This is a genomic window from Phaeobacter sp. CAU 1743, from assembly GCF_039839315.1.
Classification (GTDB): domain Bacteria; phylum Pseudomonadota; class Alphaproteobacteria; order Rhodobacterales; family Rhodobacteraceae; genus Phycobacter; species Phycobacter gallaeciensis_A.
This window is the reverse complement of the sequence record NZ_JBDOQR010000004.1, coordinates 100721-112967: the sequence shown is the minus strand read 5'-3', so window position 1 is coordinate 112967 and position 12247 is coordinate 100721. Positions and strand designations below refer to the sequence as shown.

The 12247-nt window shown below is 63.3% G+C and carries 10 protein-coding genes; 5 read left to right on the top strand and 5 right to left on the bottom strand.

All coding sequences use genetic code 11. From position 1 onward, the window contains the following. Window positions 1–16: 16 nt before the first annotated feature. Complete coding sequence (locus AAFO90_RS02930; RefSeq protein ID WP_065273744.1) at window positions 17–658, bottom strand: arylesterase; 642 nt, start codon at window positions 656–658, stop codon at window positions 17–19. A gap of 49 nt (window positions 659–707) precedes the next feature. Between AAFO90_RS02930 and AAFO90_RS02925 the strand changes: the two genes are divergently transcribed. After that, window positions 708–1415: an ABC transporter ATP-binding protein gene (locus tag AAFO90_RS02925; protein WP_347508447.1), complete on the top strand. Its 708-nt coding sequence runs from the start codon at window positions 708–710 to the stop codon at window positions 1413–1415. Beyond that, complete coding sequence (locus AAFO90_RS02920) at window positions 1412–3937, top strand: FtsX-like permease family protein (protein ID WP_347508446.1); 2526 nt, start codon at window positions 1412–1414, stop codon at window positions 3935–3937. Before AAFO90_RS02925 ends, AAFO90_RS02920 begins: the two co-directional genes overlap by 4 nt. Window positions 3938–3970: 33 nt before the next feature. Here the strand turns inward: AAFO90_RS02920 and AAFO90_RS02915 are convergent, their stop codons facing one another. Further along, window positions 3971–4417: an Rrf2 family transcriptional regulator gene (locus AAFO90_RS02915; RefSeq protein WP_065272774.1), complete on the bottom strand. Its 447-nt coding sequence runs from the start codon at window positions 4415–4417 to the stop codon at window positions 3971–3973. 89 nt (window positions 4418–4506) lie between these two features. On the opposite strand from AAFO90_RS02915, the gene AAFO90_RS02910 reads away from it, so the two are divergent. Together AAFO90_RS02910 and AAFO90_RS02905 are read left to right on the top strand one after the other, a co-directional pair. Continuing rightward, window positions 4507–5085 (top strand): gamma-glutamylcyclotransferase family protein, encoded by a 579-nt coding sequence (locus tag AAFO90_RS02910; protein ID WP_347508445.1) that lies wholly within the window; start codon window positions 4507–4509, stop codon window positions 5083–5085. After that, window positions 5082–6263 (top strand): DUF2254 domain-containing protein, encoded by a 1182-nt coding sequence (locus AAFO90_RS02905; RefSeq protein WP_347508444.1) that lies wholly within the window; start codon window positions 5082–5084, stop codon window positions 6261–6263. The genes AAFO90_RS02910 and AAFO90_RS02905 overlap by 4 nt, the downstream gene beginning before the upstream one ends. Window positions 6264–6360: 97 nt before the next feature. Here AAFO90_RS02905 and gltX read toward each other — a convergent pair whose 3' ends face one another. Next, entirely contained in the window at window positions 6361–7686 is a 1326-nt protein-coding gene (gltX, locus tag AAFO90_RS02900; RefSeq protein WP_347508443.1) for a glutamate--tRNA ligase, read from the bottom strand. 249 nt (window positions 7687–7935) lie between these two features. Between gltX and AAFO90_RS02895 the strand changes: the two genes are divergently transcribed. Continuing rightward, window positions 7936–8868, top strand: a complete 933-nt coding sequence (locus AAFO90_RS02895; RefSeq protein ID WP_347508442.1) for an MBL fold metallo-hydrolase — start codon at window positions 7936–7938, stop codon at window positions 8866–8868. Between the two features lie 17 nt (window positions 8869–8885). Here the strand turns inward: AAFO90_RS02895 and AAFO90_RS02890 are convergent, their stop codons facing one another. Together AAFO90_RS02890 and AAFO90_RS02885 are read right to left on the bottom strand one after the other, a co-directional pair. After that, window positions 8886–10235: an FAD-binding oxidoreductase gene (locus tag AAFO90_RS02890; protein ID WP_347508441.1), complete on the bottom strand. Its 1350-nt coding sequence runs from the start codon at window positions 10233–10235 to the stop codon at window positions 8886–8888. 157 nt (window positions 10236–10392) lie between these two features. Continuing rightward, window positions 10393–12051 carry an NAD+ synthase gene (locus AAFO90_RS02885; RefSeq protein ID WP_347508440.1) on the bottom strand — a complete coding sequence of 553 codons (1659 nt, stop codon included), beginning with the start codon at window positions 12049–12051 and terminating at the stop codon, window positions 10393–10395. Window positions 12052–12247: the final 196 nt, after the last annotated feature.

The window sequence follows — 12247 nt, the reverse complement described above, 5'->3', positions numbered from 1 at the left end:
AGTGTTAAGGGGCGGCTCAGCCCGAAACCCGTGCCACGAGTTGCAGCGCGACCGGACCTAGCGCCTCGATATTTTCCCGAACGCCTTCGGCATTTGGGTGGATATCGTCGTCCTGCATGAATTCTTGCGCCTTGGCCGGATCCCCTCCGACACGTTCAAAAATCCCGGCGAAGGCATCCGGGTGCAGCAGGGCACCGAACTCCTTGGCCAGATCCGGGTATACAGCGTTGAACGCGGCTCGATAATCGGGTCCATAGTTATTGGGCGCCCGCATGCCGACCAGCAGGACCTCGGTGTCGGCCTGTTCTGCGGCGCTCAGGATCTTGCTCAAATTGGCGCGCATTTCCTCGGCCGACAGGCCGCGCAGCAGATCGTTGCCGCCCAGAAGGACGATCAGAGCGTCGGGGTCATCCGCCAGCGTCCAGTCGATCCGCGCCGCCCCGCCAGCGCTCGTGTCCCCCGAGACGCCCGCGTTGGTGATCTCGACCTCGGCGCCGTGCTCCTGCAGCCAGTGTTCCAGCTGGGGCACGAATCCATCCCCCTGTGGCAGGCCATATCCCTGCACCAGACTGTCGCCAAACGCCGTGATCCGCACCGGTTCGGCCCAGGCCGCAGAGACACTGATCAGAAATCCGATTATCACCCATACCTTGCGCATTGTCACAATCGCTCCATATCCGAAAGAACACATTCAACAGGCCGCCTTTATGACAGATCAAAACCGCCCCGTTCTTCACCTCAAAGATGCGTCTTTGACCCTGAATGGCAATACCGGTCCCGTCCGTATTTTGCAGGACATCACCCTGGATGTGCACAAGGGCGAGACACTGGGCATGATCGGCGCCTCGGGATCGGGGAAATCCTCGCTCTTGATGCTGATGGGCGGGCTTGAACAAGCCACCGGTGGTACCATTACGGCACTGGGGCAGGATCTGACCGCGATGAACGAAGACGCGCTAGCCCATTTCCGCCGCGATCAGATGGGGGTGGTCTTTCAGAACTTTCACCTGATCCCAGCGATGACAGCGCTGGAAAACGTGGCGACCCCGCTTGAGCTGGCCGGGGTTACGGATGCCTTTGAACGCGCCCAGGCGGAGCTCGACGCTGTCGGTCTTGGCCACCGTTCAGGCCACTACCCGGCGCAGCTGTCCGGCGGTGAACAACAGCGGGTGGCGCTGGCCCGCGCGCTGGCGCCGCGCCCGGCGATCCTGCTGGCGGATGAACCCACCGGCAATCTGGACGAGGCCAACGGCGCCGCCGTGATGGATCTGCTATTTGGCCTGCGCGACCGTTACGGCGCCACGCTGATCATGGTCACCCATGCGCCGGAACTCGCCGCCCGCTGCGACCGGGTCGTGCGGCTGCGCGATGGGCATCTGCTGGATGATCGGGCCGCGCATGAGGCCGCGGAATGAGTTTTCCAGATCTTCGCCTCGCCTGGCGTTTTGCCCTGCGTGAGTTGCGCAGCGGGCTGAAGGGCTTTCGCATTTTCCTGGCCTGCCTTGCGCTGGGCGTCGGGGTGATCGCCGCCATCGGTTCGATACGCGCCTCGATCGAGGCCGGGCTAACCCGCGAGGGTGCCACCATGCTGGGCGGCGATGCGGAGATGTCCTTTACCTACCGCTTTGCCAACGAGGAAGAGCGCGACTGGATGGCCTCCATCGCCGAGCGCAGTTCGGAAATTGCCGACTTCCGCTCCATGGCAGTAGTGGGCGAGGAACGCGCGCTGACACAGGTGAAGGCGGTCGATGGGCTTTACCCGCTGACGGGGACCCTGCGCCTGTCGCCCGACATTCCGCTGGAAGACGCGCTGGCGGGATCGAACGGGGTGCCCGGCGGTCTGATGGAACGGGTTCTGGCGGATCGTCTGGGCCTTGCGCCCGGGGATGTCTTCCGTCTTGGTACCCAGGATCTGCGCCTCGCGGCCATTATCGAAAACGAGCCGGATGCGGCGGCATCCGGCTTCACCCTTGGCCCGCGCACCATTGTTGCCACTGACGCGCTGGCGCAGTCGGGCTTGCTAGAGCCGGGAACGCTATATTCCTCAAAATACCGGCTTGATCTGCCCCCCGGCGCAAACCTTGAACAGCTGCAAGCTGCCGCCGAGGAGCGGTTTGCCAATTCCGGCATGCGCTGGCGCGATGCCCGCAACGGCGCCCCGGGCATCACTTCCTTTGTGGAGCGTCTGGGCGGGTTCCTGGTTCTGGTCGGCCTCTCCGGTCTCGCGGTGGGCGGTGTCGGCGTTTCGGCCGCCGTGCGTGCCTTTCTGGCGGGCAAGACCGAAACCATTGCCACCCTGCGCACCCTTGGCGCCGGGCGGCAGGTGATCTTTCTCACCTATTTCCTGCAAATCGGGGTGCTGGCGCTCTTGGGCATTGCCATGGGCATGGCGATCGGCGGGCTTGGACCGGTTCTGGTGGGGCCGCTGATCGCCGCGCAGCTGCCATTTCCCGCGATCTTCTCAGTCTACCCCGGCGCGCTGGCCGAGGCGGCCCTCTATGGTCTGCTGACCGCCTTCATCTTTGCGCTCTGGCCGCTGGCCCGGGCTGAGCGGATCCGCGCAGCGGCGCTGTTCCGCGATGCCTTTGCCGGTGGCAGCAGCCTGCCCGCGCCGCGCTATGTGCTGGCAACCGCTCTGGCACTGGCTCTGCTGGTGGCGGCGGCGGCCCTGTTCAGCGGATCAGTGCGTCTGACGCTCTGGACCGCTGGCGGCCTGGGCGGGGCGCTGGCCGTTCTGATGGTGGCCGCGCTGATCCTTGGCGGTCTGGCCCGGCGCGCCGCGCGCATTGCCCGTGGACGCCCGGCCCTGCGATGGGCGCTAGCGGCGATTGGCACTTCCCGCGATGGCGCGGTTCCAGCCGTTCTGGCACTGGGTCTTGGCCTGACGGTTCTGGCCGCCATCGGGCAGATCGACGGCAATATGCGCCGCGCCATCACCGGCACCCTGCCAGATGTCGCGCCCTCCTATTTCTTCGTCGACATCCAGCGCGATCAGATGCCCGCCTTTCTGGATCGGGTCGAAGGTGACCCCGCCGTCAGCCGTATCGAAAGCGCGCCGATGCTGCGCGGGGTCGTGACTGGCATCAACGGTCAGCCCGCCAGCGAAGTCGCTGGAGATCACTGGGTGGTGCGCGGCGACCGTGGCCTCACCTACGCAGGCGCCAAGCCCGAAAACACCCAAGTCACTGCGGGGGAATGGTGGGGCGAATACTACAGCGGCCCGCCACAGATCAGCCTGGCCGAAGAAGAGGCCGGAGAGCTGGGCATTGCCATCGGCGACACCATGACGGTGAATGTACTGGGCCGCGACATCACCGCCACGGTCACCAGTTTCCGTTCGGTCGATTTTTCCACCGCAGGGATGGGTTTCGTGATTGCCATGAACGAATCCGCGCTGGCCGCTGCGCCGCACAGCTATATCGCCACCGTCTATGCCGAGGAGCAGGCCGAGGCGCAGATCCTGCGGGATCTGGCACAGGAAATGCCCAATATCACCGCCATCCGGGTGCGCGACGCCGTGGACCGGGTGTCCGACATCCTGCGCCAGCTGGCGGCAGCGACTTCATACGGGGCGGCGGCCACCCTGCTGACCGGGTTCCTGGTGCTGCTTGGCACCGCAGCCGCCGGAGAACCCGCCCGCCGGTACGAGGCAGCCTTGCTGAAAACGCTGGGAGCGCCCCGCGCGCAGATCCTGCAAAGCTTTGCCCTGCGCTCCATCATTTTGGGCGCAGGCGCGGGCATGGTGGCGCTGGCGGCAGGTATCGCCGGAGCCTGGGCAGTGAATTCCTATGTGTTTGAAACCAGCTACAGCATCATCTGGCCGAATGCGCTGGCCGTGGTCGGCGGCGGGATCCTGACGACACTGCTGGCCGGTCTTGCCTTCGCCTTGCGTCCGCTGGCAGCCCGTCCGGCCCGCATTCTGCGCGCCCGCGATTGATCAGCTGCCCCGACAACGGGGCGGCAACTGCGATCACCGGGTGCAGGTAGCTGGTTGCAGCAAGCGCATCAGATCCGGATTGTCGCAGATCAGAGAATCCAATGAGACGTTGTCGAGGGATTCGTAAAAAGCCTGCGCCGCATCCGAAAGGGCCAGCCGCAGCCGACAGGCATCGACCAAGGGGCAGGTGTTATCGGCGTCAGCAAAACACTCCACCATCGGCAGATCGCCCTCGATATGGCGAAACACATCTCCGATCCGGATCTCCGTGGCGGTCCGCCCCAGGCTCATACCGCCGTTGCGGCCCCGCTGGGTGTGCAGATAACCAAGCTGGCTCAGCTGATTGATCACCTGCGCCAAATGATTTTCTGATATATTGCAGGATTCTGCGATCTCTGATTTGGTCACCAACCGGTCGGCATTGGCCGCACAGTACATCAGCAATCGGACGGCAATATTCGTCCTCTTTGTAATTCGCATCGTCTTGCACCCCTCAAAACATGCAGATTACAGTATATATTTTTTCAGCGCCCGATTTGACATAGATCAAATGGCAAGGAGGACCCGAGATGACCCAGACCGCTCCGTATTTCTTCGGATATGGCAGCCTCGTGAACACGGCGACCCACGATTACAGCGATCCGCGCCCTGCCCGGCTGAGTGGCTGGCGCCGCACCTGGGCACATACCGATCTGCGCGACGTGGCCTTTCTGACCGCCAAACCGGCGCCGGGCGATACCATCGAGGGACTGATCGCCGCCGTTCCCGGTGCGGATTGGGCAGCGCTGGATGAACGGGAATACGCCTATGACCGGGTGCTCGCCTCGCAAGCGGTCGGTCACGACTTGCCCGGGGCGCCCGAGATTTCGGTCTATGCGGTTCCGGCAGAGCGTCAGGCACCGGGATCGAACCGCCATCCGATCCTGCTGAGCTATCTGGACGTGGTGCTGCAGGGGTATTTGCAGGTCTTTGGCCGCGAAGGTGTGACCGACTTTGTCGCGACCACGGATGGCTGGGACGCACCCATTCTGGATGACCGCGACGCGCCGCGTTACCCCCGCCACCAGCCCACCACCGTGCAGGAGCGCAGCCTGTTTGACGATCTGATCGCAACGACCGGTGCCCGCAAACTGCGCCCGGCGTCATGATCTCGAAAACGCTGCTCTATTTCCAGCGGCTGACCCGCCAGCTGTGGCTGAGGGTGGTTCTGATTTCGCTCTGCTCCGTTCTGGCACTGGCGCTGGCGCCGTTTCTGACCCCGATGCTGCCAGAGGATCTGAGCAACCGTTTCAGCCGCGATGCCGTCCTGCCCATCCTGACCATTCTCGCCTCCGGCATGCTGGCGGTGACGACATTCTCGCTCAACGTCATGGTCAGCGCCTACCGGACCGCCTCTTCGATGTCGACGCCACGCGTCTACCGGCTGCTGCTGGAAGACACCGTCACGCAAAGCGTGCTGGCGACCTTTGTCGGCGGGTTTGTCTATTCGCTGTGCGCGATCATCCTGTTCCGGGCCAAGGTCTATGCACCTGAATCCGCCATTGTCGTCTTTGCCATGACCATCTTCGTCGTGGCACTGATCGTCATCGCCATCCTGCGGTGGATCGACCACCTTTCAGGGCTTGGCAGCATGGACCACACCCTGCGTCTCATCGAAACCCGTAGCCGTACCAGCCTGAAACAGCTGGCAAAACGCCCTTGCCTGGGGGGCAAACCCGCTGACAGCGATGAACAGCCGGAGGACGCCCTGCCCATTCCGGCCCGGCGCAGTGGTTTCGTGCGTTTTGCCGATATGGCCCGCCTGAACGAGATCGCCGCCGAGGCAGGCGCGCATATCACCATGCACCGCGCCCCGGGCGATTTTGTCCTGCGCGGCCGCCCTGTCGCCTGGGCAGAAAGCGGCGATGAAAACCTCTGCAAGGAAGCCGCAAAGGCCATTGAAATCGGCGATGTGCGCAGTTTCGATCAGGATCCGGTTTTCGGCCTGACATTGCTGGCTGAGACGGCACAAAAGGCCCTGTCGCCCGGGGTCAACGACCCTGGCACCGCGGTCGAGGTGATGGGGCGACTGGAACGCCTGCTGTGGGAAACCGTGCCCGGAGATCCGACCGAGGCGGACTGCATGTTTGAACATGTCAGCATGGTGCCGGTGTCGCCCAAGCTGTTGCTGGACAGCAGCTTTGCCCCGATTGCCCATTGCGGCAAAGAGGACCCTTTCGTGATGAAGTGGATGCATCAGGCGCTGACGGCCCTCTCCTCGCATCCGAACAAGCAGCTGGCGAATTCCGCTACCGACATGGGCAAAGAGCTGAAAGTAGCGCCCTAGATCTGCTGGAACGACTGGCCTTCAAAGAAAAAGACGGCCCGGAAACCGGACCGTCTTTTTTATCTGGTCAATCAGGCGCAGGTCGCACCCCGGCCTCTCAGCCCTTGGCGCGGACCTTCTCCATCAGCGCCAGAAGGGCGCTCATGTCGGGGCCGCGCTGCATACCGGTTACGGCGTGGCGCAGCGGCATGAACAGGGATTTGCCCTTGCGGCCGGTCGCCTCTTTCACCGCAGCGGTCCAGCTGCCCCAAGTGGTCGCGTCATACGGGCCATCAGGCAGCAGCGCCATCGCCTCGGCAATGAACTCCTTGTCTTCATCGGCGATCAGCGGATCGGCCCCGTCACGGCACAGCGTCCACCAGCCTTCAAGGTCTTTCAGCGTGGTGATGTTTTCCTTGGCCATGTCCCAGAAGGCGGCCTGTTTTTCCGCCGGAACACCCAGTGCCTCGACCTGTTCCTGGACGGCTTCCAGCGGCAGGCTCTGCAGATAGCGACCGGTGAGCGGGAACAGATCTTCAACGTCGAATTTCGTCGGCGCGGCGCCAAAGCGGTTGATATCGAAGCCGTCGATCAGCTCGGCCATCTCACTGCGCAGCTCCACCGGGTCAGAGGAGCCAAGCCGCGCCATCAGGCTCAGCAGCGCCATCGGCTGCACGCCCTGTTCGCGCAGATCGCGCAGCGCCAGCGTGCCAAGACGTTTGGACAGCGCCTCACCCTGCGGGCCGGTCAGCAGCGAGTGATGGGCAAATTCCGGGACCTTGCCACCCAGTGCCTCGATGATCTGGATCTGGGTCGCGGTATTGGTCACGTGATCCGATCCGCGCACCACGTGGGTGACGCCGAATTCCGTGTCATCCACAACCGAGGCCAGCGTATACAGGAACTGCCCGTCACCACGGATCAAAACCGGATCCGAAACCGAGGCCGCGTCGATTGAAATATCGCCAAGGATACCATCGTTCCATTCGATGCGCTGGTGGTCCAGCTTGAACCGCCACACACCATCGCCGCGCTCGGCGCGCAGGGCGGCTTTTTCATCCTCGGACAGATCCAGCGCAGCGCGGTCATAGACCGGCGGCTTGCCCATGTTCAGCTGCTTCTTGCGCTTCAGATCCAGTTCGGTCGGCGTCTCGAAGGCCTCGTAGAACCGACCCATCTCGCGCAGCTTGTCCGCGGCCGCGTGATAGCGGTCCAGCCGTTCGGACTGGCGTTCGATCCGGTCCCAGCCAAGACCCAGCCACTCCAGATCCTGCTTGATCGCATCGACATATTCTTCCTTCGACCGCTCGGGGTCGGTGTCGTCGATGCGCAGGATGAACGTGCCGCCAGCCTTGCGGGCGATCAGGTAATTCATCAGCGCGGTGCGCAGGTTGCCCACATGGATATAGCCGGTGGGCGACGGAGCAAAACGGGTGGTGGTCATGAATGGTCTCCTGTTGCTGTGCCCCATCTCACATGGAACGGGTTTTGTCCAGTTTTGGCACCCATAGCGCCCTCTCCTTTCGGTTTGGTGTCTTTGCTGGGGCCCAGAGGAGATTTACCCGCTGCCCCCTCGTAAAGCGACACGATCCCGTGACCTCGCGCTGCGCGTACCTTGTCCCCCGCCAAAAAGCCCTATCTCGATCCCAAAGACCGCATAACAAGTGCCAACCAACACAGAGGAGACCAGAATATGACCGTAAAGATGTCCCGCCGCAGCGTGCTGACCGGCGCAACCGCCCTTCCCCTGGCCGCGACCGTCACGCCCGCCTTGGCAGAGGGCCACGCGGCCATGGCACCGGCCACCCACGCTCGCAGTTTCAAGCTCGGTGCTTTCACCGTGACGACCCTGCTGGACGGCAGCCTGCCCCGCGACGGCGCCAAGGCAATTTTCGGCGGCGGTGCAACGGACGAGGAATTCGCCGAAGTCTCGGCCCAGAACTTTATCCCCGCCGAAATGGCGCAGTTCTTCTTCACGCCCACGCTTGTCGATACCGGCAAAGAGAAGATCCTCTTCGACACCGGGCTTGGTCAGGGCGGCATCCAGAAAGCCCTGGCAGAGGCAGGCGTCACCCCGGATCAGATCGATGTGGTCGTCATCACCCATATGCACCCCGACCACATCGGCGGCATGACCACCAGCGGCGCCGCGACCTTTGCCAATGCGCGCTATGTGACGGGGCGCACCGAGTATGATTTCTGGGCCAAGATGGATGCGGAAAACCGCGTTGCCGATCTGGTTTCCAAAAAGGTGACCCCGATGGCCGAAAAGATGACCTTTGTCGAGGACGGCGGCGAAGTAGCCTCTGGTATCACGGCGATGGCCGCCTTTGGCCATACCCCCGGTCACATGACCTATATGCTGGACAGCGGCGATCAGCAGCTGCTGCTGACAGCGGATCTGGCCAACCACTATGTCTGGTCCTTCGCCCACCCGGAATGGGAGGTCCGCTTTGACATGGACAAGGCTGCTGCCACGGCATCGCGCCGCCGTATTCTGGATATGCTGTCCGCCACGCGCACGCCAATGATCGGCTATCACATGCCCTTCCCGGCAGCGGGTTTTGTCGAAACCCGTGGCGAGGGATTCCGTTTTGTGCCGGTCAGCTATCAGATGATGGGCTGAGGCATGCGCCGCGCGCCCTAGCGGGCGGTGCCAATAACCTCGGGCGCGGGCACGGCTGTCCGCGCCTTTTTCGTGAACCGGCTCAGCGCAAAGGCGCGCGGGTCCACGATGGGCGCATCACCGGTCACCAGATCTGCGGTCAGCCGTCCAGCAGCAGGGCCAATGCCAAACCCATGGCCGGAATAACCGGTCGAGACGAACAGCCCCGGCAGATCGTCCACCTGCGAAATTACCGGAATGGCATCCGGGGTCACGTCAATCATGCCGCCCCAGCTTTGCACCACATCAGCAGACTGCAGGATAGGAAAGGCCTTTTGCGCCGCGGCCCAGCTGTTGCGGATCGCCTTCTGCGAGGGCGCAGGATCCAGCACCCGGCAGGTTTCGAACGGCGTGCGCTGATCCGGTGCCCAGCGCCGGTCCTGCCCCGCCTCGATCCGCCAACGGTCGGACAGGCGGAACCGAAGGGATCGCCACTCCTCCAAGAAGGCCGGGAAAAACTTCAGCGCCAGCCGCAGGCTGTCCGGCACGATATCGACAACATTCTCGGTGCCATCCGCGATAGAATAGCCACCGTCGGCGCGCTTGCGCATGGCAAATCCAGCGGCCCACATAGCGGCCTCGGGACCGCCCTGCACCGCCGAGGTTCTAAGCACCGAATTCAGAACTTTGAGCTGCGGCAGCGCCACGCCCGCATTGCCAAGGAACAGCCGCGACCAGGCGCCGCCCGCAACCACCACGGCCGAACAGCCGACACGGCCGCGTTCGGTCATCACGCCGCTGACACGTCCAGCCTCGGTTTCGACGCTGCGCACAGCGCATTCGGTCATCACCTTGGCCCCGGCTGCCCGCGCGGCGCTGGCAATAGCATGGGTGGCCAGTTGCGGCTCGGCCCGGCCGTCTTCGGGCGTATGCAGCGCCGCGATGGTGCCGGTTTGGTGTCCCGGCATCAGCTCCGCCAGTTGCTCTCCACGCACCATCTGTGCCGGAATGTCATAGGGGGTCAGATGCTCTGCCCAGGCCGCCAGTTCAGCCTCGGCCCGCGCCCGTTCGGCGGTGAACAGAATACCGGATCGGGTATAGCCGGTGGGATGTCCGGTGTGAGCCTCCAGCCCGGGCCAGATCTCCATCGCCTTGGCCATCAGGGGCAATTCGCGTGGATCGCGCTGCGAGATGCGCACCCAGCCCCAGTTGCGCGAGCTTTGCTCGGCGCCAATCTGGCCCTTTTCACAAAGAAGAACGGAATATCCCCGCTCGGCCAATTCGAGAGCGGTCGTAGAGCCGATGATTCCCCCGCCGATGACAACTGCATCGACACGTTTGGGCAGGGCAAGATCAGCTTGGAAATGTGGCAGCTTAGGTCCAGGCATAAGAGGTCTATGCCGTGCCCCGCGCCCCTGGTCCATGGGGCAAGAGCGCTCTTTCATCCACCCCGTGCAAGCTGTGGCTTTTTCGCGTCAGCCCAGGCACGCGGGGGTATGGTTTTCCTGCCCCCGGACGCGCACTCTTGCTGGCAAATACGCCGGTTCAGCCCGGATCGCGCCAGCGGTTTGCAATCGGGTAACGCCGGTCCAGCCAGAAGGCCCGCGGCGTCAGACGGGTGCCTGGCGCAGACTGGAAGCGCTTGTATTCACTGATATAAATCAGGTGTTCCACCCGTTTCGCCACATCGCGGTCAAACCCGGCAGCGACGCAATCGGCAAGCGAACCTTCCTCGTCCACCAGGATCGTGAGCAGCGCATCCAGCTCGGGATAATCGGGCAGGCTGTCGCTGTCTTTCTGATCCTCGCGCAGTTCGGCGCTGGGGGGCTTGTCGATGACATTGGGGCGGATCACCTCGCCCGCCGGGCCCATCATCCAGGGCCGGTGATTGGCGTTGCGCCAGCGGCAGGTTTCAAAGACGCGGGTTTTGTAGAGATCCTTGATCGGATTGTAGCCGCCGTTCATGTCGCCATAGATCGTCGCATACCCCACCGCGACCTCGGACTTGTTGCCGGTGGTCAGCAACATCTCACCAAACTTGTTCGACATGGCCATCAGCAGAAGACCGCGTAGGCGGGACTGGATGTTCTCCTCGGTGATGTCGGCATCGCGCCCTTCGAACAGCGGCGCCAGCGTGTTGGTGATGGCTGCCCGCCCTTCGCTGATCGGCACATAGTCGTAATGCACGCCCAGCGCCTTGGCGACGGCTTCGGCATCTTCCAGGGATTCCGCGCTGGTATATTCCGAGGGCAGCATCACGCAGCGCACATTTTCAGCCCCGATGGCATCGACGGCAATGGCGGCAACAATGGCCGAATCCACCCCACCGGACAGACCCAGAAGCGCCTTTTTGAACCCGGTCTTGGCCATGTAATCGCGCAGGGATTCGACCATGGCGCGGTAGTCCTGCTCCCATTCATCGGGGAAATGCGCCTTCTCGCCCTCGACCGCGCGCCAGCCTTCGTCGGTGCGTTCAAGATCCAGCTGGGTCACCGCCTCGTCATAAAGCGGCATCTGCAGCGCCAGCGCCCCGCCAGGGTTCAGCACGAAACTGCCACCGTCAAAGATCTGATCGTCCTGCCCGCCAACCATATTGAGGTAGATGACCGGCAGATGGGTTTCGATGCAGCGCGCCACCATCATGTTATAGCGCACCTCCATCTTGCCGCGGAAATAGGGCGAACCGTTCGGGATCAGCAGGAACTCGGCGCCGGTCTCTGCAAGCGTCTCGGCCACGTCTTCGTGCCAGCCATCCTCGCAGATCGGGCTGCCGATGCGGGTATCGCCAATCGCATAAGGCCCACCCAGCGGCCCGGCATCAAAGACGCGAACCTCGTCAAAGACGGTTTCATTGGGCAGGTGGTGTTTCAGGATGCGCGATGCGATCCGCCCGTCCTTGAGGATCAGATAGGCATTATAGAGCTTGCCACCCTCGGCCCAGGGCGCGCCGATGGCCAGCGCGGGCCCGTCGGCACAATCCTGCGCAAGCTGTTCGGCAGCCGCCATGGCGGCGCGGTGGAACACCGGCTTCATCACCAGATCCTGGGTGTTATAGCCGGTCAGGAACATTTCGGGCAGCGCCACAAGCTGCGCACCGGCCTTGCGACCTTCCTCCCAGACCGCGTGGGCCTTGGCCGCATTGCCCGCAATATCGCCGACCGTCGGGTTCAGCTGCGCCAGAGAGATACGGAAACGGTCTGCCATGGTGGTCGTGCCCTTCGCAAAACTTCTTCTCAGCCGTTTACCAGATCCCCGGCCAAGGGAAAGAGTGCAGGCCGCAAAAGACATTGCGACAGGCCGCCCTGTCGCATAGTTTCGCAGCTGAGATGCAACATCAGGCGGTGTTCCATCCGCAGACTGGCACCGCGCCCGGCCCATTGGTCCGGCGCAGAACTAAAGG